Source organism: Acetobacterium sp. UBA5834 (assembly GCF_002435675.1).
In the GTDB taxonomy this organism is placed as follows: domain Bacteria; phylum Bacillota; class Clostridia; order Eubacteriales; family Eubacteriaceae; genus Acetobacterium; species Acetobacterium wieringae.
Genome location: NZ_DJGY01000060.1, coordinates 122573 through 147408, shown reverse-complemented (window position 1 = coordinate 147408; position 24836 = coordinate 122573). Strand labels below are relative to the sequence as shown.

Annotated in this window: 25 protein-coding genes and 1 riboswitch; of the genes, 16 read left to right on the top strand and 9 right to left on the bottom strand. The window is 44.8% G+C overall.

What is annotated here, in order from left to right; genetic code table 11:
- Positions 1-43: 43 nt before the first annotated feature.
- The 4 genes from B3F51_RS12240 to B3F51_RS12225 all read right to left on the bottom strand — a co-directional run bounded on the left by B3F51_RS12240 (position 44) and on the right by B3F51_RS12225 (position 3598).
- Complete coding sequence (locus B3F51_RS12240) at positions 44-1111, bottom strand: HD-GYP domain-containing protein (RefSeq protein WP_148636247.1); 1068 nt, start codon at positions 1109-1111, stop codon at positions 44-46.
- Between the two features lie 164 nt (positions 1112-1275).
- Positions 1276-1992 carry an ABC transporter ATP-binding protein gene (locus B3F51_RS12235; RefSeq protein ID WP_286807018.1) on the bottom strand — a complete coding sequence of 239 codons (717 nt, stop codon included), beginning with the start codon at positions 1990-1992 and terminating at the stop codon, positions 1276-1278.
- Positions 1976-2683 carry an ABC transporter permease gene (locus B3F51_RS12230; protein ID WP_148636249.1) on the bottom strand — a complete coding sequence of 236 codons (708 nt, stop codon included), beginning with the start codon at positions 2681-2683 and terminating at the stop codon, positions 1976-1978. The genes B3F51_RS12235 and B3F51_RS12230 overlap by 17 nt, the downstream gene beginning before the upstream one ends.
- Before the next feature lie 57 nt (positions 2684-2740).
- On the bottom strand, positions 2741-3598 hold the full coding sequence (locus B3F51_RS12225; protein WP_228882935.1) for a substrate-binding domain-containing protein: 858 nt from the start codon (positions 3596-3598) through the stop codon (positions 2741-2743).
- A gap of 104 nt (positions 3599-3702) precedes the next feature.
- Positions 3703-3819: riboswitch (molybdenum cofactor riboswitch) on the bottom strand.
- A 328-nt stretch (positions 3820-4147) separates the two neighbouring features.
- Here B3F51_RS12225 and B3F51_RS12220 point away from each other — a divergent pair.
- The 3 genes from B3F51_RS12220 to B3F51_RS12210 are packed head-to-tail and all read left to right on the top strand — an operon-like array spanning position 4148 to position 7254.
- Positions 4148-4387, top strand: coding sequence for a (2Fe-2S) ferredoxin domain-containing protein (locus B3F51_RS12220; protein WP_148636251.1), 240 nt, complete (start codon positions 4148-4150; stop codon positions 4385-4387).
- Entirely contained in the window at positions 4388-6091 is a 1704-nt protein-coding gene (locus B3F51_RS12215; RefSeq protein WP_148636252.1) for a [Fe-Fe] hydrogenase large subunit C-terminal domain-containing protein, read from the top strand.
- Positions 6091-7254: a SpoIIE family protein phosphatase gene (locus tag B3F51_RS12210; RefSeq protein WP_070372786.1), complete on the top strand. Its 1164-nt coding sequence runs from the start codon at positions 6091-6093 to the stop codon at positions 7252-7254. The genes B3F51_RS12215 and B3F51_RS12210 overlap by 1 nt, the downstream gene beginning before the upstream one ends.
- Positions 7255-7419: 165 nt before the next feature.
- Here B3F51_RS12210 and B3F51_RS12205 read toward each other — a convergent pair whose 3' ends face one another.
- Both B3F51_RS12205 and upp read right to left on the bottom strand, forming a co-directional pair.
- A complete protein-coding gene (locus tag B3F51_RS12205) occupies positions 7420-8760 on the bottom strand; it encodes an APC family permease (RefSeq protein ID WP_250933148.1) in 1341 nt (446 codons plus the stop codon).
- 82 nt (positions 8761-8842) lie between these two features.
- Positions 8843-9472 (bottom strand): uracil phosphoribosyltransferase, encoded by a 630-nt coding sequence (gene upp / locus B3F51_RS12200; protein WP_070372784.1) that lies wholly within the window; start codon positions 9470-9472, stop codon positions 8843-8845.
- A 168-nt stretch (positions 9473-9640) separates the two neighbouring features.
- On the opposite strand from upp, the gene B3F51_RS12195 reads away from it, so the two are divergent.
- Positions 9641-9889 (top strand): glutaredoxin domain-containing protein, encoded by a 249-nt coding sequence (locus B3F51_RS12195; RefSeq protein WP_286806998.1) that lies wholly within the window; start codon positions 9641-9643, stop codon positions 9887-9889.
- Between the two features lie 12 nt (positions 9890-9901).
- A complete protein-coding gene (locus B3F51_RS12190; protein WP_070372782.1) occupies positions 9902-10123 on the top strand; it encodes a YdbC family protein in 222 nt (73 codons plus the stop codon).
- Between the two features lie 56 nt (positions 10124-10179).
- Here B3F51_RS12190 and B3F51_RS12185 read toward each other — a convergent pair whose 3' ends face one another.
- Both B3F51_RS12185 and B3F51_RS12180 read right to left on the bottom strand, forming a co-directional pair.
- The gene (locus B3F51_RS12185) at positions 10180-10683 is read right to left on the bottom strand and encodes a MogA/MoaB family molybdenum cofactor biosynthesis protein (protein ID WP_286806994.1); all 504 of its coding nucleotides are present in this window, start codon (positions 10681-10683) and stop codon (positions 10180-10182) included.
- Between the two features lie 9 nt (positions 10684-10692).
- On the bottom strand, positions 10693-11367 hold the full coding sequence (locus tag B3F51_RS12180) for a HesA/MoeB/ThiF family protein (RefSeq protein WP_286806990.1): 675 nt from the start codon (positions 11365-11367) through the stop codon (positions 10693-10695).
- A 157-nt stretch (positions 11368-11524) separates the two neighbouring features.
- On the opposite strand from B3F51_RS12180, the gene glp reads away from it, so the two are divergent.
- From glp to glyA, 7 genes are all read left to right on the top strand, one after another.
- Positions 11525-12748, top strand: coding sequence for a gephyrin-like molybdotransferase Glp (glp, locus tag B3F51_RS12175; protein WP_228882942.1), 1224 nt, complete (start codon positions 11525-11527; stop codon positions 12746-12748).
- 43 nt (positions 12749-12791) lie between these two features.
- Entirely contained in the window at positions 12792-14732 is a 1941-nt protein-coding gene (locus B3F51_RS12170) for a molybdopterin biosynthesis protein (protein ID WP_286947338.1), read from the top strand.
- 26 nt (positions 14733-14758) lie between these two features.
- Positions 14759-15718 (top strand): GTP 3',8-cyclase MoaA, encoded by a 960-nt coding sequence (gene moaA, locus B3F51_RS12165; protein WP_148636258.1) that lies wholly within the window; start codon positions 14759-14761, stop codon positions 15716-15718.
- Between the two features lie 10 nt (positions 15719-15728).
- On the top strand, positions 15729-16226 hold the full coding sequence (moaC, locus tag B3F51_RS12160) for a cyclic pyranopterin monophosphate synthase MoaC (protein ID WP_139142412.1): 498 nt from the start codon (positions 15729-15731) through the stop codon (positions 16224-16226).
- 20 nt (positions 16227-16246) lie between these two features.
- Entirely contained in the window at positions 16247-16684 is a 438-nt protein-coding gene (locus B3F51_RS12155) for an MOSC domain-containing protein (protein ID WP_070372776.1), read from the top strand.
- Between the two features lie 222 nt (positions 16685-16906).
- Positions 16907-17095, top strand: a complete 189-nt coding sequence (locus B3F51_RS12150; RefSeq protein ID WP_148636259.1) for a hypothetical protein — start codon at positions 16907-16909, stop codon at positions 17093-17095.
- A gap of 22 nt (positions 17096-17117) precedes the next feature.
- Positions 17118-18359 carry a serine hydroxymethyltransferase gene (gene glyA, locus B3F51_RS12145; protein WP_286947335.1) on the top strand — a complete coding sequence of 414 codons (1242 nt, stop codon included), beginning with the start codon at positions 17118-17120 and terminating at the stop codon, positions 18357-18359.
- A 143-nt stretch (positions 18360-18502) separates the two neighbouring features.
- Here the strand turns inward: glyA and B3F51_RS12140 are convergent, their stop codons facing one another.
- The gene (locus B3F51_RS12140) at positions 18503-19795 is read right to left on the bottom strand and encodes an MFS transporter (protein ID WP_286947333.1); all 1293 of its coding nucleotides are present in this window, start codon (positions 19793-19795) and stop codon (positions 18503-18505) included.
- A gap of 290 nt (positions 19796-20085) precedes the next feature.
- Here B3F51_RS12140 and B3F51_RS12135 point away from each other — a divergent pair, with 290 nt between their 5' ends.
- From B3F51_RS12135 to B3F51_RS12120, 4 genes are all read left to right on the top strand, one after another.
- Positions 20086-21543 carry a trimethylamine methyltransferase family protein gene (locus B3F51_RS12135; protein ID WP_286947332.1) on the top strand — a complete coding sequence of 486 codons (1458 nt, stop codon included), beginning with the start codon at positions 20086-20088 and terminating at the stop codon, positions 21541-21543.
- Positions 21544-21630: 87 nt separating this feature from the next.
- Complete coding sequence (locus tag B3F51_RS12130) at positions 21631-22263, top strand: cobalamin B12-binding domain-containing protein (RefSeq protein ID WP_148636262.1); 633 nt, start codon at positions 21631-21633, stop codon at positions 22261-22263.
- Positions 22264-22386: 123 nt separating this feature from the next.
- Positions 22387-23190 carry a methyltetrahydrofolate cobalamin methyltransferase gene (locus B3F51_RS12125; protein ID WP_286947330.1) on the top strand — a complete coding sequence of 268 codons (804 nt, stop codon included), beginning with the start codon at positions 22387-22389 and terminating at the stop codon, positions 23188-23190.
- 183 nt (positions 23191-23373) lie between these two features.
- Positions 23374-24834, top strand: a complete 1461-nt coding sequence (locus tag B3F51_RS12120; protein ID WP_286947329.1) for a glycine betaine uptake BCCT transporter — start codon at positions 23374-23376, stop codon at positions 24832-24834.
- Positions 24835-24836 lie beyond the last annotated feature (2 nt).

The following is a 24836-nucleotide window of genomic DNA, read 5'->3' as shown; positions in this document are numbered from 1 at the left end:
GCCAGAAACATGACTCTGTTGGTGTTGTGCAGTTTGGGTACAGCTATAGAATGCTGGTAATGGTAATATTCAGGAAGGCCCGGTTACTGAGATCGAGTTCGAAAGGGGTCACATCTTCGCCGTCTTTCTTAAAGATCCGAACCTTGGGTCGCATCGAAAAGTTCTCATAATTCTCAATGATAATTCCAGTCAACCGGTTACTCAGTTCCACACAGGTGCCAATGGGATAGGGGGCAATCTTGCGGATAAAGACATCAACCAGATCCGGATCGAAAAGGGTATGGGAGGCACCCATAATGTATTCGATGACTTCCGAGGGAATGATGGCCTTACGGTAGGGGCGGTCGGAGGTCATGGCATCATAGACATCGGCAATGGCGATGATCCTTCCAAAGAGCGAAATTTTCTCTTCTTTTAAGTCATTGGGATAGCCACCGCCACCGAATTTTTCATGGTGGTCGAGAATCCCGATTCGGGCGGACAAATTGATATTTGATACTTTTTTGATATAATCATAACCCAGGGTGGAATGGTTTTGCATTTCACAGGATTCGTCATCAGAAAGTACCCCGGCTTTACAGAGAATATCTTTCTTGACAAAAACCTTGCCGATATCGTGCAGAATTGCACCGATACCCAGATCGCATAATTGTTCCCGGCGTAAGCCCAGGGCGGTTCCCAGAACGATGGAAAGGACAGCGACATTCACTGAATGGAAATAAGTATAGTCATCAAAAACCTTCAAATCCACCATGTTGATAACCATGTGGCTGTTTTGAAGAATCTCATCAACAATGGACTCAATCTGCTTTTGCATATCATTAAAGGTATTCTTTTTCAAAGAACCTTTACTTTCGGTGGTAATAAAGACGTCTTTTACACATTTTACGGTTTCAGCGCGAACCCGGTCATTGATGATATTGATGATTTGAATGTCTTTGGTCAGATCGTCTTCAACATAGATGCCATTATAATTCAGTTTTTTTATTCGTTCGATATAATCTTCAGTCAGAACCGTATCTTTGGCAAGTATCAGCTCACCCCGTTCACCCCAAAGATTATTTCCTAACATCATTCCTTCACGCAGGCAAAATGTTGGTACATATCTCATGGCTTTCCTCCCAATATAATGACCTGTTATAAAGTCAGGACTAAGTAATAATTATACCTATAAGATCCCTGTTTTTGCAATCAAAATTTCACGTCAGCTCAGATAAAAAACAGGAATAAAAAGAAATTTAAGTTTAATATGCCTTTAGTTATGAAAATAAAACCTTAAAATCGATTGAATGAGATAAATTCATCGATGGTTGGGTGGGTGGAAGCCATGATTTTTTCCGGGGTGTCGGAAAACAGACAGGCGCCCTGATCGAGAAAAGTCAAATGGGTACAGATCCGGAAGGCCTGGCTGAGATTATGGGTGATGATGATAATGGTCAGGCCCTGGTCTCGATTTCGTTTTTTAAGGGCGGCTTCAATGAGCTGGATGCTTTTGGGATCGATATTGGCAGTCGGTTCGTCTAAAAAAAGTACCTGCGGTGAAAAAGACAGGGCCCGGGCCAATGCGGTTTTTTGGGATTCGCCACCGGAAAGGCGGCGGGCATTCTGATTTTTGATTTCACTGATATCAAATTCTTCCAGCAATTGCGACACGGTCTGATGGAGCCGGTCTTTTTCATAGTTGCGGATTTTTAACGGGTAGGCAATATTTTCATAGACGGATCGCGAAAAAAGCGTAGGGGTATGGGTGGAGTAGGTCATTTGGGAAAAAATATCCTGACATAAGGGATGATCATTATAGCGCACCGTACCAGAGGAGGGGGTGATCAGGCCAGCCATTATTTTCATCAGGGTCGTTTTTCCGGAACCGTTGGGGCCAATAATACCATGAATTTGGCCGGACTCAAAAAACAGCTCACCATATTGGCCATCCAGATGAAGCACTTTTTTTTGTTTATAGGTCTTAACAATATGGCTAGTCTTGATATTCATTCTGATCTCCCATGATAAAGTGATATAAAACAGAATTGGTGATAAACGAGATGGTCATCAGAATCAGACCCATGGCAATGGAAACACTGTATTGGCCCATGTTGTTATTCATGGCGATAAAGGTGGTCATCACCCGGGTGAAGCCCCGGATATTGCCGCCAACAATCATAACGGCACCAACTTCCGAAATGGCCCGACCAAAACCGGTTACCAGGGCAATCATAATGACCCCTTTTAGCTCCAGAACCAGCAATATCAGGATATTAAGTCCCTGGGCTCCCAATGTTTTACCGGTTTGCACCACCTCGTAGCCGCTGGTGCTGGCATGGTTAAAGACGATGCCCATAATAACCGGCGTCACCAGAATGGTTTGGGCAATGATCATGGCGGTAGGGGTGTACATCAGCTGAAACTGGCCGAAGGGTCCCGAACGGGCCAAAAAGAGGGCGGTAAACAAACCGATGATAACCGGTGGAAACGACATAAAGGTATACAGCAACCGGGATACCACTTTTTTGCCTCGAAAATTATTGATTCCCAGAATGATGCCAAGGGGCACCCCAATCAAGGTTCCGTAAAGGGTCGATGAAAAAGAGACGAAAAGCGATAAGAGAACAATTTGAATGATTTCAGGGTCAAAGGAAAAAATCAGCCGAAAGGCTTCAACAAAACCATTGAGTATGTAGTCCATTGATTTCTCCATAATGAGATCCTGGAAGATGACATCTCCCAGGATCTCAATTGATTGTTATTTTTTAACAGCGTCCGGAACAAATAGTTGATCGCCATTGACTTTATAGGATGCGATCAGTTCCTGAGTTTCAGGAGATACGATCCAATCCACAAACGCCTGGGCACCTTCGGCATTGATCTGGTCATTAATACTTGGCGAGACGGCAATAACCCCATATGGGTTATTAAGCATTTCATCACCTTCGCAGACGATTTCCAGATTAGCCATGGTGTCTTTCATGTTGGCGTAAGTGGCCCGGTCTGCCAGAGTGTAGCCCAGTTTTTCATTGGTGACGGTCAGGGTTTCGCCCATCCCGGTGCCGGTTTTTATGTACCAGTCACCAGCTGGAGTAATATTGGCAGCTTTCCAGATTTCCAGTTCTTTGGTATTGGTGCCGGATTTATCATCCCGGGAGACAAAGGTTGCGGGCACGGCGGCAATGGCGGTAAAGGCTTTAACTGCATTATCAGCAGCTGTCGTTTTGACCTTGGCCGGGTCTTCTTTTGGTCCCAGCACCACAAAGTCATTATGCATAACGGCAAAACGTTCAACCCCATAACCGTCTTTGATAAATTGTTCCTCCTGGGTGATGGCATGTACTAAAAGGACATCAGCCTCACCAGCTTTCCCCATTTCCATGGCTTTACCGGTGCCCACGGCGACAACCTTGACGGCAATTCCGGTTTGGGCCTCAAAATCGGGCAGAATTTCTTCCAGCAAACCGCTGTCCTGGGTGCTGGTGGTGGTGGCCAGAATGATTTCTCCATTGGAGCCGGGCTCTAAGTCTTTTTTTGCCGGAGTACAGCCCAGCGTACTGAGGGCAATGGTGCAAACAAACAAAACAATAACCAATAGTGACAATTTCTTTTTCATTTTTTTCCTCCTAAAATATTTTATCAAAAGAGCAGATACTCTAAAGACGACAATAAAGAGAAGTGAATCCAAAAAAAATAATCGATTGCTCAAAAAACAATCGAAAATTCTGCGTTAACCATCCTCTACACACTGGAAAGCATCGTCATTTCTAACGAGACTCTAACGATTGATAAACCATAGAAAACCGTAGGTTCATCAATTCGGATTGTTTGTTTTCACTATGAAACCGTATTTAATTGATTTTATTATATCAAATCAGATAGTTTGAGTCAAGCCTGCAGTGGAATTGTGTCTTTGCGTTAGTAAATACCCAGGAACCGATCATTTATTCACAGCAACGGGAATGACCCTTAAAAAAAGCGCACAAAAGTGCTGCGTGTAGCGAAAAATTGATCAAAAACTGTACGTTTTTTTATCCTTATTTTGATCTCATTTTGTAAAATGTCTTTTACCATGACATTTTTGCCCAGCCGTTGACAGACAAAAAATCTGATGATACCATGAATCAATCAGATTGAGCTAGAAATTTTGATAAAGGAAAATGTGATGAAGACAATAAGAGTATGTGTTGGCAGTGCCTGTCATGTAAATGGATCGTATAAGGTGGTGAAAGCGATGAACCAGATCATTGATCAGCGGGGGCTGGGGGATGAGGTTGAACTGGTGGGATCGTTTTGTATGGGAAAATGCACCGAGGGTGTGGCTGTGGAATGTGATGAGATCATCTATGCTGTGTCTGTTGACAATGTGGAAGAAGTCTTCGAGAAAATTATGGGGGGAAAATAATTGAGTATTATCAATTTTTCAAAAAATAAATGCCGTAATTGTTATAAATGTATTCGCAAGTGCCCGGTAAAAGCCATCAAGCTTAAGGACAAACATGCCCAGATTATTCAGTCGATGTGTATTGGCTGTGGGGTCTGTATTGCTACCTGTCCCCATAACGCCAAGGAAATTCATAGTGATGTCGATACCATCAAGCAATGGCTAAAAACCGAGCAGGTGGTACTAAGTCTGTCGGCGGTATTTCCGACGGCTTATTATCTGGATCATCCCCGCCAGTATCTGGGAATTCTTCGGGAGCTGGGCTTCACGATTATCGAGGAGACCTCGATTGGCGCTGAGGTGGTGGCTAAAGCCTATGCCGATGAGTATCGCAGTGATAAGAAATTTATTATTTCGTCATCCTGTGCGGCGATCAAAAACCTTATTGAGATTTACTATCCTCAGTATCTCTCATCGCTGAGTCGTCAAGTCTCGCCGATGATTGCCCATGGCAAGATTCTTCGTGAAAAATACCCCAATGCCAAAATTGTCTATGCTGGCTCCTGCCTGGCTAAGAAAATGGAGGTACACGACAAGGATGTCCGGGGCATCATTGATGGGGTTTTAACCTTTGATGAAATTGACAGCTGGATTAAAAAAGAAAACATCATCCCCAATAAAATGCCGATGGAAGAATTTAATGCCATTGGTACCAACACCGGACGGCTTTATCCGATTACTGGCGGATTGGCTAAAAACAGTGTCGAAAACCTTGATGGCAGCCGGAAAATTTTGCGTATTGATGGAGTCAAGGACTGTATGGAGTTTCTCGATGAGATTCACCAGCTGGATAAAAAATACTGGATCGAAATGAACGCCTGTGAGGAGGGCTGTGTCAATGGCCCGGGTAATATTCACAGTCCGCTGTCTAAATATGAAAAGGTGGAGATGCTGCAGACCTATATTGATTTAAACAGTAAAAAGGAACCCTCCACCGATATTCCAGCGGTTGATACCAGGCGTTCATTTCATAAACGGCCCGTTCATCATCTGGGCGAGGTACCGACCGAAGAGCTGGAAAAAATCCTCAACCAGATGTCCAAATTTACGGAACGGGACGAACTGAATTGCGGAACCTGTGGTTATGAAACCTGTCGGGATAAGGCCCGGGCGGTTTATTGGAATATGGCGGAATTGGATATGTGTCTGCCACTGATCACCAGTAAGACCGAAGCCATTTCGAATTTGATTATCACCACCACCCCCAACGCCATTGCGGTGCTGGATAAAAAATTTCGGATTATCGAGTTCAATGCTGCGGCGGAACGCCTCTTTAATATGAAAAAGGAAGATGTGATGCGTTACAATTTTGTCGACGCTCTGGATTACAATCCCTTTAGAAAACTCAATCATGACCGGGGCAATACCTATACCGGCAAAGGTCACTACGAAAGAGAAAACCGCACCTTTATGGAAATCTTGACCTATATTCCCGAGCAGGAGCTGTATATGGGAATATTTATTGACATCACCCGCCAGGAAAAGCAGGAGCAGGACATGCAAAAAATTCAGGAAGAAACCCTGAAAATGGCCCAACGGGTTATCGACAAACAAATGCGGGTTGCCCACGAAATTGCTGGCTTACTGGGTGAAACCACGGCTGAAACCAAGGTGACCCTGACCAAGCTCCAGAAAGTGGTAACCAGTCGGGAGGTTGAAGTTTAATGGCGTTATTTATGGATATTGCCAGCGATAGTGTCAACAAGGTTCATGAAGAGCTTTGCGGCGATAATGTGGAAGTTCGGATCAATGATGAAAGTGTCATAGTGGTGCTGGCTGATGGCATGGGCAGCGGCGTCAAAGCCAATATTCTGGCAACCCTGACCTCTACCATTGCGGCCACCATGCTGGAAGAAAAAATGGGGATTATGGATGTGCTCGAAACCCTGGAAGCAACCCTACCCAAATGCAGCGTTCGCCATATGGCTTACTCGACCTTTACGATTGTGCAGGTATTTAGAAACCGGATGGCTTATATTCTGGAATTTGATAACCCGCCACTGGTGTTTATCCGGGATGGGGAGATTATCGAACTGGAACGAAAAGAAATTGAATTCCAGGGAAAATCGGTTTATGAAACCTCAATGGAAATCGAAAAAGGCGATATTATGGCCTTTTTCAGTGATGGTGTGATTCATGCCGGGATTGGCCATTTGTTAAACTTTGGTTGGCAATGGGAAGAAGCGGCGGATTACGTTCTGGCACGCTCCTATGAAAACAAAAAGGCCAAGGACATTTCGATGGCACTGGTGGATACTTGCTACAACCTTTATGGCGAAGAACCGGGAGATGATACCACGGTGGCCGTTATTAAGGTGGAAGAACGAAAATATATCACCATTTTTTCGGGGCCACCGCTGGATCAGGAGAAGGATGCCGAGATTAAACGGCTGCTGGAGCGGGCCCGGGGCAAGAAGATTGTCTGTGGCGGAACCGCTGCCAATATTGTGGCCCGGGAATTCGGCGAAGAGGTCAAGGTTGATTTTTCGACCATGTCGGATCGGGTGCCGCCGATCGCTACCATTAAAGGGATCGATCTGGTAACAGAGGGGGTATTGACCCTTCAGGAAACCTTGCGGATCTGTGAAGATTATATGAATAATCGTTGTGGTCGGGAAATATTTCAGGAAAAAAACGGCGCATCGATGCTGGCAAATATTTTAATGAACGAATGTACCACCATTGATTTAATCATGGGGAATTCGATTAATCCGGCCCATCAGAACCCGGATTTTCCGGAGGAACTGACGACAAAATGGCGGGTGACCCAAAAACTGATAGATATGCTGCGGAGCATCAATAAAGAAGTGAATATCATCTACGTTTGATCAGGACAAATCATGGCAGCATAAAAAAATCGAAATTTTATCAAAAAGAGAAGCGGAACACCCCGGTGAGGGTGTTCCGCTTCTAATATAATATGCTTTGAGGAGAAAAGCTATATTCTTTATTTACCCAAATTTTTTTAATTAACACAAATAATCAAAAAAACATTATTTTTTTAGTTGTTTTTTTAAGACGGCAAAATGGTAATAGCTGTATCCAGCCCCAAAAACAATGGCGCAAATGGCAAAATAAAGGCCAAACAACGGATTCTGAATGCCTCCGGAGAAAATGATCAACGAGCCAATGGCAGCCAGAAGAGGACAGATCAGGCCCCGGAACAGGCTTTTGATTTCTTTTTTTCGCCACAGTGAAAAAACTTTATAGTAGAGGCCCAGGTACAACAGATAGCTGGCGACAACGGCGATTTCGGAAATATCGGAATTCGGAAACAGCTTATATTTCTGAGCAAAATAATGAACCATCAACCAGAATCCAACAATGATTAGGGCAAAAAAAGCTGAATTGACCGGAAAATCAAAGTGAGACGAAATCTTCGTCATTGCTTTGGCTTTAGGGATCATTTGATCCAGACCCAAGGCATAAGGCATCCGGATCATTGCCATGACCAAGCCATTGAGGGTTCCCAGTACCGAGATGAACACAAAGAGCATCAGGATTTTGGCGCCACTGGGACCCAAAATCATATTGGCAGCATAGTCCAGATGGGCATCGCCACTGTTCATTATTTCGGTCGGCCCCACCAGATTTGAAATGCCCACAAAATAAATAATGTAAAGCACCAGAATAATCATCGGACTGATGACCAGGGCCAGGGGCAGATTTCGTTTGCTGTTTTTTATTTCATAGGCCACTGAAGTGGATATAATCCAGCCGTCAAATGAAAAGGCAATCGGGGCAATAGCCGCAATCCAACTGGTAGAGCCGATTTCAGAGATGGCTGTACTGGTGAAATGGTCTGCGGTACCGCCAAAGATCAGACCGGCAAAGCCGATGATAACCAACGGAATCAGTTTGATGACCATGGCGGCACTTTGAAAATGACCGCCAATTTTGGCTGACAGAATATTGGTGGCATAAAGCACCAAAAAACAGCAGATCCCCACCAGAATCTGAACTTCCAGAGTCTGTTCGACATTAAAGAGAATGCAGAAATAAATGCCGGAAACCCAGGCCAGAATAGCGGTGATGGTGGGTAAATATATAAAGGTCTGGAACCAGCCATAGGCAGAACCCATGCTGGGGCTGATAAATTCCTTGGCGTAGGAAAGAACGCCGCCGGGACGATCGGTTCGGGCTGCCAGTTCAGCAATGGTTAAACAACCAAAGACAATGCTGATGGCTGCAATGACGAAGACCAGAATACCTAAAAACACATTGCCGCCGGTGGCGACCAGAATATTATCGCTTCGAAAAAATATACCAGAACCGATAACGACGCCAACAATCAGCGCGATGGCGGTAAATAAGTTGTATCGTGACTGTTGCATGGTAACCTCCAGGGTTTGGATTCCTGACAATTAGTAAAAGCCTTGGTGTGATTTCTTATTGCCTGAAAAATGATTTTAAAATTTACTTGGTACCGAAAAGGCGGTCACCGGCATCACCTAAACCAGGTACAATGTAAGCGTGGTCGTTTAAGTGATCATCGATGGCAGCGCAAAAAATCGGGATATCAGGATAAGCGGTGGTGACGGCTTTGATCCCTTCCGGGCAGGCCAGAATATGAACCACCTTGATATTGGGGCAGTTGGCTTCTTTTAATAGGCGAATGGTATGGATGACCGAAACCCCGGTGGCCAGCATCGGGTCGACAATTATGGCTTCTCGTTCGGCAATATCAGAAGGCAGTTTCTTGTAGTATTCCACCGCCTGGAGCGTTTCGGGATCACGGTACAGACCAATGTGACCGATTTTGGCCTTGGGGATGATGTTGGTAAAACCTTCCACCATGCCCAAACCTGCCCGTAGAATAGGGACAATGACCACATCTTTTTCGGCCAGTACTTTTTGGGTTGTTTTGCAGATGGGTGTTTCAATCTCGATTTCTTTAAGCGGAAAATTCTTGGTAACCTCCCAGGCCATCAGGCTGGATAGTTCTTTCACCAGTTCCCGAAACTCCCGGGACGGTGTTTCCATCTTTCTCAGGTGGGTTAATTTGTGCATGACAAGTGGATGATCCACGATCGTTACATTTTGCATGATAATCTCCTTTTATTGTTAATAGATTAATAATACGATAATTGACTGAATAATTCTACAATTATTTAAGAATTATTTGTTGACACTTGGGAAATAAGGGTTAAAATGAAATAATATGATAAAATTCAAGAGGAATAGAAATTTTTAAAAAGGAAGGTGACCTGAAAAATGAAAGAAATTAAATTATATACTTGGGCCCACTGTCCCTATTGTCGAGCCGCCAAACAACTTCTGGATGATAAGGGTTTGAAGTACACCGAAATTGATATTTACAATGATGTGCAGACCCGGCGCCAATTACAGGATCAGACCAATCATTATACGGTGCCTTTTGTCTTTATAGGGGAGACATTTGTTGGTGGTTTTTCAGAGCTTAAAGAAATTGAGTTTAGCGGTAAACTTGATGAATTATTATAAGGTGAGGTTAAGATGGCAGCAATAACATTCAAAGTTGTAGAAGAAATCGGTGTTCTCAGCGAGTTGCCCAGTGGTTGGCAGAAAGAGCTGAATTTGGTTAGCTGGAATGAACGGGACCCCAAGTATGATATCCGGGATTGGAATGCAGATCACGAAAAAATGCGTAAGGGCATCACGTTGACTGCTGATGAGCTGGTTCAATTGCGTGATATCTTAAACGGTATGGAACTTTAGGAAATAAACAGTAAAAAGCGTATCTCACCAGATGGGGAGATACGCTTTTTTTTAGGTTACTTGATGGGTTCGGCGCAATTGGCGGAGCCACTGCTCTGGAGCATCTCCAGGCCGTGATCCAGGGCTGGCAGAATGGCTTCAAGGTTTTCTTTGACGGCTTTGGGGCTGCCGGGGAGGTTGATGATCAGGGTTTGCTTGCGGATACCGGCGGCACTGCGGCTGAGCATTGCTTTGGGGGTGATCTGCAGGCTGTGATAACGCATCGCTTCGGGGATGCCGGGAGTCATCCGGTCACAGACGGCAATGGTGGCCTCCGGGGTCCAGTCCCGTCCGGAAAAGCCGGTGCCTCCGGTAGTCAGAATCAGATCCAGATGGTCTTCATCGGCCCAGGTTATCAGGGCAACTTTAATGGTGTCCAGATCATCCGGAAGAATGATGGTTTTGACTACCTCATAAAGTTTGGTTTCGGCCAGCATCGTTTCAATCATCGGACCGCTTTTGTCTTCCCGTTGGCCCTTCGAGCCCAGATCACTTAAGGTCATTATTCCAGTTCGATACATGTTTTCCTCCTAAATATTAAATGTAAAAAAGTCATTGGCCAATAAATCGATATATAACAGTTTGTTTCGCAAAATTTCTTCTTTGCCGGTTAGGACTTTCAAGGCTTCAGATACCTGTAGCGATGCTGCCAGAGCCGGAGTAAAGGATGGGTTGCCCAGAGCCTTGGAGTCGTATTCTTTTTCACCGTCATAGAGTCGGGACAGGGTATCATCTTCCGGAAAAACGGTGGTGATCTGGGCAAACCAGCCGCCGATGGCACCGTGGATCAGGGGGATGTTCTTTTCCTTACACAAGGTCTGGAGGGTCAGCCGGGCTGGTACATTATCCAGAGCATCCATCACCAGATCGGCATCGCCAATCAAGGAAAAACCGTTTTCCTCGTCGAGAAAATCGTGATAATAGGTGGTCGTCACTTCTTTATTGATCAACTTGACCCGGGCTGCTGCCGCTTTAGCTTTGGGGGTGCCAATATTTTTCTCGGTTGAGAAAATCTGGCGGTTCTGGTTGGAATCTTCAAAGACATCACCATCAATCAAAATCAGTGAACCGATCCCGACTCGGGCCAGCATCTCAATGATATAGCCCCCCAAACCGCCACAGCCGACGATACAAATTGTGGCACGTTGAATGCGCTCAAAGTCCTGTTCGGAAAAAGCTGGAAAATTGCGTTCATAACGTGACATTGCGCCACCTCCTTAAGTCCAATAAAAACTATTCATTTTAGTATAACAATTTTTAACGAAAAATTAAAGTCTTGAATTGATATTGTTTTTTCTGACAATAACCGTTAGAATAGAAAGCAGACACCGAATGAAAAAAATGGTCGGTAAGGAGAAAAAAATGGAGTTATTAAAAGTAAAAACCATTGATGAGATGAAAAAAATTATCAATGAGTCATTTATAGATATCGCGCTAGAGAATGAAACCATTGATTTAAGCCATGGATTAGGGCGGATACTGGCGGCTGATCTTGTATCGACTATCGATGTTCCGCACTTTGATCGGTCCGTGGTTGATGGGTATGCGGTGAAACTAACCGACGTTCAAGGAGCGTCCCAGGCCATACCGGGCTTTTTAAGAATCGCCGGAGAAGTCCAGATGGGCAAAGAAACCGCCGAGCGCCTTAACCAGGGTGAAACCTTCTATGTTCCAACTGGGGGGATGGTACCAGCCGGTACTGAAGCCATGATTATGATTGAGTATACTGAAAAACTGGGAGAAAAAGACCTGGCCATTTACACCAATGCCGGTGCCAATGAAAACATGATGCAAATTGGTGATGACATCAAAAAGGGGGAACTGGTTTTTTCCCGGGGCCATCAGTTAAGACCTCAGGACATCGGCGTTTTATCGGCTTTGGGTTATTTGCAGATCGAGGTTTTTAAGCGTCCCCGGATCAGCATTATTTCCACTGGTGATGAAATCATTCGGCCTGGTGAAACACCTAAACCTGGGGAAGTGATTGACATTAACACCCCGGCGCTGGCAGCGGTGGCAACACGTTTGGGCGCCGAGGTCATCTCAACCGCCTACGCCAGAGATGACCGTGAGGAGATTCGCTTAGCCGTGCAAAAGGGCATCGAAAACGGCGAGATGGTGATCCTTTCTGGTGGAAGTTCGATGGGCGAAAAGGATTATACCGTTCAGGTCATTGATGGGCTGGGACAGGTGCTACTCCATGGTCTGGCAGTTAAACCGGGAAAACCGACGATTTTGGGAACCGTTTCGCAAAAACCGGTAATCGGTTTACCGGGCCAGCCAGCCGCCGCTATTATGGTGATGATGATCGTACTACAGGAATTTATGCGCTTGTATTATGGACAGGATAGTGTAAACGATCTGACCGTCCAGGGGGTGCTTACGGAAAATGTTCATGCTGCCCCGGGCCGACGAACTTTCCAGACCGTGGCCATCAAAAAGACTGAAAATGGCATCGAAGTCCGGCCTACTCACGGTAAATCGGGAATGATTACGCTGTTAGCGTATTCTGACGGTTATATTGAAATTACCGAAAACGAAGAAGGAAAAAATACTGGCGATCAGGTTTTGGTAACCCTGTTTTAAAAAGCTCGTAGACTGACTACTTAGATCTGAACTGGAGGGAATAATGAATACTGAAAATACCGGAAAAAAAGACGAACGGAATTTATATTTAAAAAATGAAGATCTCAATCTGGCAGTGTCCAAGTATCTGGCCTTATTATCCTTTGCCGAAGCGCATCAAAAAGGCCGTGTTCTACCCGTCATCGAAGCCCAGGGCTGGGTGACGAAAGAGCCTGTTTTTGCGAAAATTTCATCGCCCTATTATAATGCCTCGGCCATGGATGGCATCTGCGTGGAAGCCATGGCGATGGTCGGTGTGGATGAACGTCATCCCCGGACGTTGATAAAAGGAAGCGATTTTAATTTTGTCGATACTGGAGATGTAATTGCTGATCCCTACAATGCGGTGGTGATGATTGAGGATGTGATCATAAAAAGTGATAATGAAGTCAGCATCAACAATCCGGTTTCGTTGTGGCAGAATGTCCGGCCAATTGGTGAAGATATCGTTGCCGGAGAGTTGATTATCCCGGCTTTTCACCGGGTTCGCCCAATCGATCTGGGGGCCCTGCTGGCTGGCGGCATTACGGAGATTGAAGTGATGGACAAACCCCGGGTGGGGATTATTCCCACCGGTACCGAACTGGTGGAAGCCGGGGAAGCGATGGCGGTAGGAAAAATAATTGATTCCAATACCCATATGTTTGCGGGGCTGGTCAAAGAATATGGCGGCAAAGCCCGACGTTACCCGACAGTACAGGATGACTACGAGGTGATCAAAAAGGCGATCATTAAAGCTGTTGATGAAAATGATGTGGTGCTGATTTCCGCTGGTTCCTCAGCCGGAACCGAAGACTACACCCGCAAGCTGATTGCAGAACTGGGTGAAGTTGTGGTTCACGGCGTCGCCATTAAACCGGGAAAACCCGTGGTTTTGGGAATGATTCAGGGAAAACCGGTGATCGGGATTCCCGGCTATCCGGTCTCTGCCTATTTTGTCTTTGAAAGCTTTGTTAAACCGGTAATTCTGGCCTTTAACCATCAGATCCTGACGGAGGGAGTCACCATCAAAGCAGTGCTTTCAAAACGTCTGATGTCATCGCTTAAGTATCTGGAGTTTGTCCGGATGAAATGTGGTCGGGTCAATCAGCGCTTTGTGGCTACGCCGCTGGATCGGGGCGCAGGGGTGACCATGTCATTGGTTAATGCTGACGGTATTTTGAAGATTCCCAAAAATGTCGAAGGGTATGAAGCCGGGGAAGAGGTCGAGCTGATTCTGATGCGGCCCCGGGAAGAAATTGAAAATACCCTGGTTTCGATTGGCAGTCACGATGTATTGATGGATATCGTTGCCAATATCATTCATCAAAACAAAGAACTGGTAAACTTGTCTTCGGCCCATGTGGGTAGTCTGGGTGGGATTATGGCAATCAAAAAAGGCGAGTGTCATATTGCCCCGATCCATTTGCTGGATGAACAAACCGGGATATATAATCTCTGCTATTTAAAGCGTTATCTGGCTGACGAGGGGGTCGTGTTGATTAAAGGGGTTAAACGAACCCAGGGGATGATTATACCCAAAGGCAATCCCAAAAATATTCAGGGAATTACCGACCTGATCCGACCGGATATCAGTTTCGTCAATCGGCAGCGGGGCTCAGGTACCCGGGTATTGTTGGATTACTTATTAAAACAAAAGCAGCTCGATGCCAATCAGATTTTGGGCTATAGCCGGGAAATGAACACCCATATGATGGTGGCTTCGGCGGTTGCGTCCGGTTCCTGCGATGTCGGGATCGGGGTTTTATCGGCCGCCAATATGATGGATCTGGATTTTATCCCGATTGGTGATGAAGCCTATGATTTTGTTATTTTAAAAGAAAATCTGGACGATCCCCGGGTGCAGATATTTATCAAGGTACTTAAATCAGAACAATTCAGAGAAGCACTAAAACGGCTGGGGGGATATGAACTGGAGCAGCCGGGAGAAATCGTTAAACCCTAGACATCAGGGGAGAAAGCAGGAAACAGATGAAGGATCATTATGGAAGAAAAATAAATTACATGCGTATTTCCATCACCGATTTATGCAATTTAAGATGTGTTTACTGCATGCCGGAGGAGGGAATTGAGAAACATCCGCATCAGAAGAATTTGTCCTTTGAAGAAATTCTGGATCTGATTAAAGCTGGGGTGTCCCTGGGGGTTAATAAGATTCGCTTAACTGGCGGAGAACCGCTGGTGCGCCATGGGATTGTTGATTTGGTCAGAAGAATTGGCGAGATTCCCGGGATTGAGGATCTCACTATGACCACCAATGGGATTCTCTTGCCGAAATACGCCAAAGATTTAAAAGCGGCAGGCTTAAACCGGGTGAATATCAGTCTGGACACCTTTGATCCGGTCAAATTTCATGAGATTACCCGGTGGGGGCACCTGGAAGATGTTTTTGCCGGGATTGCCGCCGCCAAGGCAGCGGGAATGCATCCCATTAAAATCAACACGGTGCTGATCAAGGGGTTTAATGATGATGAAATTGAAAGCTTTGTCAATTATACCCGGGACGAAGCTGTTTATGTGCGGTTTATTGAACTGATGCCGCTGGGTGAATCCAGCGGTTTTGCAGAAAATAAATACCTGTCCAATGATGAGGTGCTAAAGCGCGTGCCAGCGTTAACACCACTACTGATCCCGGACAAAACCGGACCGGCAGAGTATTACCAGCTGCCTGGAGCCAAGGGGAGAGTCGGTCTGATTAATCCCATCAGTAAGCATTTTTGCAGCGAATGTAACCGGATTAGGGTGACCACCGATGGTAAAATCAAACCCTGCCTCCATTCAGACTTCGAAATTGACCTGGTGGCGCTGCATCAAGCCGGAATGACCTATAAAGAAATTCTCTTACAGGCGATTAATAAAAAACCGGAAAAGCATCATATTAATGAACATGAAAAGCAGTTACTAAGAAATATGAACGAAATTGGAGGATGATATGGACGAAATGGATAAAGAGATCGTCGAGTTCACTCATTTTAATGAGGCGGGCCGCAGTAAAATGGTGGATGTCAGCGAGAAAAAAAGCTCTGAACGAATGGCCGTTGCCAGAGGAGCCATCAGTATGAAAAAAGCAACTCTTAAAAAAATCATCGACGGCCAGATGAAAAAAGGCGATGTTCTGGGAGTGGCTCAGGTTGCTGGAATTATGGGCGTTAAACGAACGGCTGATCTGATCCCGATGTGTCATAATATATTTATTTCCGGCAGTGACATTAATTTTCAAATTGATGAGGCAAATTCCCGAATTCTAATCGAAGCCGTGGTTAAAAACACCGGTCAGACCGGGGTGGAAATGGAAGCCCTAACAGCGGTTTCAGTGGCTGCCCTGACCATTTATGACATGTGCAAAGCAGTCGACAAAGAAATGACCATTGAAGCGATTTATCTGGCTAAAAAAACCGGTGGCAAATCCGGTGAGTTTATAAATCCCAACCATCAATAAAATTTAATAGGAGAAAAAACATGAGTGGAAAAGTAATAGCAATTAATATTAGCGAAACAAAAGGTGTCATGAAAAAACCGATTTCGGTCGGGAATTTTATAAAGGATTTTGGACTGGAGGGTGATGCCCACGCCGGAAAATGGCATCGTCAGGTCAGTTTGTTGGGACAGGAGAGTATTGATAAGATGATCGCCATGGGCGCAGCGGGACTATGTGCCGGTAATTTTGCTGAAAACATTACGACTGAAGGCATCTGCGTCTATGAACTGCCGGTGGGAACAAAGCTAAGAATCGGCGAAACCCTGCAGGAAGTGACCCAGATTGGCAAAGAATGCCATGCCGGATGTGAAATCGCCCAACAGGTCGGCGATTGCGTAATGCCAAGAGAAGGTATCTTTACCATTATCCTCGAAGGTGGCGTTATCAAAGCAGGGGATACCATTGAAGTGGTAGAATAGTCAGAAAAACATCTGCACATATAGTGTTAGCTTTTGGAATCATGGTTAAGACTTTCGGGATTGGCCACGATTGCTAAGCGGTCCTTATTTTCCAAACCATAAAACAAATCACAAAAAATGATGGAATGTGTATTGCATTATCAGAATTTAATGTTACAATAGTAAATGTTATTGCCGTACAACTGTCTTTCATAGAAAGACAGCGGCCTAGTGGAGGACGATATGAATCAATTTATAAATAGTATGGCCGGTGTGGCCTGGAGTATCATCCCGATATTACTGATCTTTTTTTTGATGTCAGGCATCATGTTTGTATTTTATTTCAAAGTGAAAATTGAAGAAATATCGATCTATTTAAAAAGTATTGCGGCTTCCCTTGAAAGGCTTTCAAATCGGCGAAATGACTATTAGAAAGAGTTTTATGGAGGAAATTATGTATTTTGAAAAAGTAAAAGTTGCTGATCCTGAGATTTATGAACTCATGAAAAAGGAATTGCATCGACAGCAAAGTCATTTAGAGCTGATCGCCTCTGAGAACTTTGTGTCAGACGCAGTGATGTTAGCCATGGGGAGTCATTTAACCAATAAATACGCCGAAGGTACGCCGGGACACCGTTTCTACGGTGGCTGTGTTCATGTGGATACCATTGAACAGATCGCTATTGATCGGGCCAAGGCCTTATTTGGTGCCGAACACGCCAACGTCCAACCTCATTCTGGAGCCCAGGCCAATACCGCAGTTTACATGGGAGTTCTGCAACCGGGTGATACGGTTCTGGGGATGCGCCTGGATCAGGGCGGTCATTTAACCCACGGTAGTCCGGCCAATCTTTCTGGAATATATTACAATTTCATTTCTTATGGGGTGAATCAGGAAACCGAAACCATCGATTATGATGAGATCGAGAAGCTGATCAACGAACACCAGCCCAAATTGGTAGTAGTTGGCGCCAGCTCATACCCTCGCGCCATCGACTTTGAACGGATTTCAAAGCTGACCAAGGCCGCTGGGTGTTATCTGATGGTGGATATGGCTCACATTGCCGGTCTGGTGGCGGCTGGACAACATCAAAGTCCCGTGCCTTATGCCGATTTTGTTACCACCACTACCCATAAAACCTTGCGGGGTCCTCGTGGGGGGATTATCCTCTGCAAAAAAGAATATGCCAAGCTGATCGATAAGGGTGTCTTTCCCGGTACCCAGGGCGGTCCCCTGGAGCATATGATCGCCGCTAAGGCCATTGCTTTCAAAGAGGCCGCAACACCTGAGTTTAAGGCCTATCAGGAACAGGTGGTCAAGAACGCTAAAGTATTGGCGGCGGCGCTGGAAAAACGGGGCTTTCGAATTGTTTCCGGTGGCACCGACAATCACCTGATGCTGTTAGACGTCAGCAAGGTCGGCCTGACCGGGAAAGAGGCCGATGAAACCTTGGGAAAAGTCAACATCACTGCCAATAAAAATGCCATTCCTTATGATAAGGAAAGTCCTTTTGTGACCAGCGGCATCCGGGTCGGAACACCTGCCGTAACCACCCGGGGATTGGTGGAAGCGGACATGGAAGTGGTTGCCGATGCCATTGAAGCGGCACTGATTAAAAAAGACATGGAACTGGCCCTGGAAAAGGTCGCCTTTTTAACCGAAAAATATCCGCTCTATCCGGGTTTAATGGGTTAAAAATATAAACAAAAAGCGCTTGACCGACATTGCTCGATCAGGCGCTTTTAAATGCTGTTTTTTAAAAACATAATCATATTAAAAGATTGGGTTTTAAGCCCTAAAAATGCTCCAACCGGAATATTTCCAGTTGGAGCATTTTTTTACGATATAGGTGTAGTTTCAGGTTTTAAATCTGATGACACAGATTCCATGTTTTTTAAATCGTTGGTTCGTTTTACCAGTAACAGCGAGGAACCAATTCCGAGGATCGCACAAACGATCAGTAAGATAAAAATCTGGTTGAAGCCAGTGGCAATATCACCGGCAGCTTTGGCATCATCCAGCCACTTACCGCAAATCAGGCCGTAGAAGACATCCGGGATAAAAGCGATAAATGAGATAATACCTGTAGCCATTCCGGTCATTCCAACGGGGATACCAGCCTGATCCATGATCGACCAGTAGGTGGATTTCATAATATTTGCGATGAATGCGATCACCAGAGTCAGGACGATGCTGATGGCAATCACCTTGGCAGAAAAGAGCAGAGCAACCAAAGCAGCGGCGATGGCACCAAAAGCGATCATAAAGCCTTTGCCTTTGTACGTGAACTTATCCATAAAAAAGCCGCCAATTACCCCAGCTAACAAGACAATGATGTAACTGCGTACGATACCGATAGCACTGGCTGTTGTTGTTGAGATGTTAAGCACCTGTACCGTATAGGTCGTCATATAGGCATTGCCAATGGCCCAGGTAATATAGGCAAACATAATGACCAGAATTGTGATCCAGACGCCTTTGTTTTTCAGGACATCCATAACACTGTATTTGGTTTCACTAACGACGGATTGGGTTTCGTGTTTGATATCTGTTTTGGGGAGAAAGAATAGGGCCAGAACAAAAAACAGGGCACAAACACCGGCACCAAATATAAAGAGAACTTTCATTCCAGCGGCTGGGGTAGCGGCTAAACCGACAATCGCCAGAAAGGCAAATCCCATCAGGGTTTGAATAACACCGCGCAAAGCTTCGCTGCCTCCAAACATTTTACTCTGATTGTCTTCGTTCGCTAAATTTCTAATCCCTTTGAGGTAGGCCGACCACAGGGTGGCAATACCGAAAAACCCGTAAAGAAAATGAATAATCAGCAGCGCCGTAAAGTTTGTGGTCATCGCAAAAGCGAAAGTCAGCACAGCATAAGCCGCCAGGGTGGTGGAAATCATTGAACGCATGGAGAAGCGGTCGGCCATCCAGCCACCGATGGGATAGCAGAAGGTGTAGGTTAAATTCAAGGCCGAGGCCAGAACGCCAATTTGCGTATTGCTAAGCTGATACGCAGCGGCAAATTGATCGTAAAAAGTAAAGCGTAAAAAGGGTAACTGATAGGCAAGAGCAACTGTAGCACTTAGTATTAAAAATACCATTGCATTCCTAAATCCAAAATTTTTCATTTCATCCTCCTGAAACATTATTGCGAAACACATGTCTAATGCAATGGAGTATAACACGATAACTGTAAACGGTCAACAATTATTTTGAAGAAAGGAAAATAACTGAAAATCTTAATAAATATCCAAAAAATTGAGGTAATTCAGAAATATTTATTCGAAGTTCTTATAATGTAGATCATCCACAGGTGTGATTTCGATTACAAAATAAGTATTGACAACAATTTCGAAGCTGTGCTATAGTTTAGTTGCGAAATACATGTATTTATTAAAAAAACCGGAGGTTATTTCAAATGTATATGAACAGACGCTTTTATGAAAAATACGTTTCCACCAGTGATGTGGAACTGCTGCATGAGTATTCTTTAAAAGTTTTAAAAGAAGTCGGTGTTTCCTTTGCCAGCGAAGAGGCCCTGGCGATCTTTAAAAAACATGGTGCAACCGTCGAAGGGAATATTGTAAAAATAAGTGAAGAACTTTTAAACAAAGCTCTGGCGACAGCACCGAAATCATTTTCCGTGACCACAAGTGCTGGTGAAACACACATTGGTGAGCGCTTTAAACCGAAAACAGTTGGCTGTTACGGTCCTTCAAAATTTTTATTTGAAGATGATACTTACAGAGCGGCATTACTGCCGGATGTGGTTAAATTTCTTAAATTGATGCATACCAGTGATGTGACTGATTTTGTCAACAATTCAGCGTATGATACTCCGGACTTAGACAAATCCCAGGATAATTTCTATATCCCTCAGGTGGCATTATGTCTTAAATATTCAGACCGACCAACCTATGGTAATGTTGCCAACAGTTTAAATGTCAAAAAACAGAGCTTGAAAGATGCGGCCAAAGAAATCGCCAACCTGTACAAAGAATTCTATGACATTTGGGATCGACCGGTATTGTTAACCAATTGCTGCGCCCTTTCGCCGTTGGGCTATTCTTATGAGGTGCTGGATAACATCATGGGTCTGGTTGAAGAAGGTCAGCCGGTGACCATTATCACCTGTTCGATGACCAATCTGACCGCTCCAGCAGCACTGATGGGTTCGGTAATTCAGGATAATGCGACCATTCTGGCTGGGATTGTCTTAACGCAATTGATTAATCCTGGCGTCGGGGTTATTTACGGAACCGTGTCTTCGCCGACTGACATGCGTAAAACCGCCATTGCCATTGGTGCCCCGGAAGCACAATTGATTCAAATGGCGACATTGGCATTAGGTCGTTACTATGGGCTACCGGTCAGAACCGGTGTCAGTGGTTCGGATTCACTCAAACCCGATTATCAGGCTGGGGTTGAATCAATGACGACATTGATGACCACTTACCTGGGAAAATCAGACTTTGCGCTGAATAATGCCGGGATTCTTCAATCCTACGCCGTCGGCAGTTATGAAAAATTTGTTCTCGATGAAGAGGTCAATCGCATCTTGATGCGACTAAACAAAGGGATTAAAATCTCGGATACACAAGCCGGTAAGGTTTTTGACGAAATCAAGAAGGCTGGCCCACTGGGTAATTATTTATCAGGAAGAACCCCGAAAGAATACCGCGATCAGCATCACTTATCACAGATTTTTAATAAAACCGCTGGTGATCCAGCCGTTATTTTTGAAGAAGTGGGCGATATCAGACAGCGGGCTTCAAAAATTATCGAAGAACGATTGGAAAGCTATCAGGCTCCAGACCTGACCAAAAAACAACAGGAACTGTTAAACCGTTATCTGCCGGAAAGCGAAAAATTCTAAAACAAATATAATTGATAAAGAATCAGGCCAGGGCATGATGGTTGCAACCATCATGTCAATAAAAAATAAAAAAGGAATGGTAAAAAAATGTTAGATTTAAAAGAATTAACACAAGCAGTAGGAGATTTGGAAGAAGAACTGGTAATGGATTTACTCAACGAGTTTGTTAAAGCGAGTCCGTCAGAACCAGAAGCCCAGGAAGCCATTGCCGCCTGTCAGGCAGGTATGGCAATTGTTGGTGAACTGTTTGAAAAGGGCGACTATTTTGTTGGCGATCTGATTTTTGCCGGTGAACTATTAACCGAGTCTATCAATCTGTTAAAACCAGTGCTGGGCAGTGGCGCTGATACAGTTGCCGGGACCATTATACTTGGTACGGTTCATGGTGATTTACATGATATCGGTAAGAATATTTTCAAAAGCATGTCAGAAGCAGCGGGTTTTGAAGTGATAGATCTGGGAATTGATGTTGCGCCGGAACTGTTTGTTAAGACCGCCAAAGAAAATCAGGGCTGCATCATCGGAATGAGCGGTGTTTTGACCCTGGCCATCGATGCCATGAAGGAAACCGTTGAAATGGTGAAAGCAGCTGGAATTGACGCCAAAATTATTATTGGCGGAAATCCGGTTACTAAAGAAGCCTGTGAACATGTTGGGGCCGATCAATATACCACCAATGCCGCTGAAGGTGTCAAGATCTGTCAGGAATGGGTTGCTTAATTTATTAGCTCAACCAAACAGAAAATGAGCAGACATTCAAAAATGATTTGAGTAAACGATAATATAACAGATAGAAGGCAGTAACAAAGACTGTCTTTTATCTGTATTTCAAGGAGATAAAAGATGATAATAATTGGAGAAAAAATAAACGGCACGATTCCATCCGTCAAAGCAGCGATCGAAAAAAAAGATGCTGATTATATCGCCGCCCTGGCGGTGAAACAAACCGAGGCGGGAGCGACTTATATTGATGTCTGTGCCAGCACCGCACCGGAATTTGAAATAGAAACGTTGAAATGGCTGATGGATATTGTTCAAAACGCAACCGATACGCCACTGTGTCTTGACAGCCCCAATCCTCGGGTGATTGAAGCCGTTTTTAAATACGCCAACAAGCCTGGCCTGATCAATTCGATTTCAGAAGAAGGCGATAAATGCGAGGTGTTACTGCCGCTTCTGGAAGGAAACAGCTGGCAGGTGGTTGGTTTAACCTGTGATAACAAGGGCATTCCCAACGATGTCGAAACAAAGGTGGCAATCACCAAAATCATGGTTGAAAAAGCGGCAAAATATGGGATTACGCCCGATCGGATCCATATTGATCCCTGCGTAATGGCTTTGTCAACTGAAAACAACTCGATGCTTAATTTCGCTGAAGAAATCCGCCAAATCAAAGCATTATATCCGACGATTCATGTAACCGGAGCGATCAGCAATATGTCATTTGGTTTACCAGTGCGATCATTGCTGAACAAAACCTGCATGGCCTTTGCCATGGAAGCCGGAATGGATTCCGCTGTGATTGATCCGCTCAACCGTGATATGATGGGTACCATCTTTGCCACCTACGCCCTGCTTGGTCAGGATAAGCACTGTCGAAAGTACAGCAAAGCCTACCGACAAGGGCAAATCGGACCAGTCAAATAATGATTTAATCATGTTTCTAAAACCCGGGTTAAAAACTTTCTCACGGATCATCGCGACGGAGAAAGTTTTTAGCTTATATGGGTGGTAAATCGCAATGGAAAGCGATGGTTGCAAATTGTACCTGATCGGTTGATACTTTATAGATGGCATTACTGGTGCATGAATAAGAAAGAGGAAGACACTATGGTACTTTATATTTCACTTGTTTTGTTAGTTGTTTTTTTGTTTTTTGGATTTGTTTTTACCGATGAATTACTGAATGTGACAAATGTCCTGTTTGGTGTGATTACTCATAATCTGGGGTGGTTCTATCTGGTCTCGGTGCTGGGGATTCTGATTTTTTGTCTGGGGCTGGCTTTCAGTAAATACGGAAAACTGCGGTTGGGGGATGAAGACGACCGCCCGGAGTATTCAAATTTTTCCTGGTTTGCAATGCTTTTTAGTGCCGGAATGGGCATTGGTCTGGTATTTTGGGGCGTGGCCGAACCGGTTTATCATTACTTACAGCCACCGCTGGGGATTGAGGCGGCCTCCAGTGAGTCGGCCAGCAAGGCATTTCAGTATGCCTTTTTGCATTGGGGTTTTCACCCCTGGGCGATATACGCCATCGTTGGTCTGGCTTTGGCTTATGTCACCTTCAAGAAAAAACAGCCGTGTCTGATCAGCTCGACCCTTGAGCCGCTGCTGGGTGAAAAGACCAAAGGAATTGCTGGCAAGCTGATTGATGTGCTGGCGCTGGTCTTAACCGTGATCGGTGTGGCAACGTCATTGGGGTTGGGGGCATTGCAGGTTAATGGCGGTCTCAAAACACTTTTTGGCATCCCCAATACGATCACCGTCCAGATTATCATTATTGTCATCATTACGGTGCTGTTTTTGATTTCTTCGATAACAGGACTGGATAAAGGGATAAAAACACTCAGTAACACCAACATCGTGATTGCGCTGCTAATCATGATTTTTGTGCTATTTACTGGGCCAACGGTTTTTATCATTGATACTTTTTTTGTCAGCTTAAGTGCTTATCTTCATAATATTCTGCCAATGAGTCTGGCCTTAACACCATTTAGCGATGATCCCTGGCTGGGTAACTGGACCATTTTTTATTGGGCCTGGTGGATGTCCTGGGGCCCGTTTGTGGGAACTTTTATCGCCCGGATCTCAAAGGGGCGAACCGTCAAAGAGTTTATTATGGGTGTGATTATCATTCCGGCGCTTTTTTGCTGTCTCTGGTTTACCGTTTTTGGTGGAACCGCCCTGCATTTTGAAATCATCGATAAGCTAAGTATTGCCGAGGCCATTACCGGCGATGTGGCGGTTGGATTATTTGTCACCTTATCACATTTACCGTTCGGCCAGGCGATTTCGTTTTTGGCAACCTTGTTAATTGTAACATTCTTCGTGACTTCAGCCGATTCGGCCAATTTTGTGGTGGCGATGTTCTCGCGAAACGGTGATTTAAATCCGGATCGTAAAATAAAGGTTGTCTGGGGGATCGTGCTTTCATCCATGGCCATTGTGCTGCTGTTAAGCGGCGGGTTAGTAGCAATCCGCAATGTGGCGATTATTATGGCCCTGCCCTTTGTTTTTATTCTGATTATGATGTGTGTTTCAATTTTTAAGGCGTTTAAGAATGAGACCTGAAA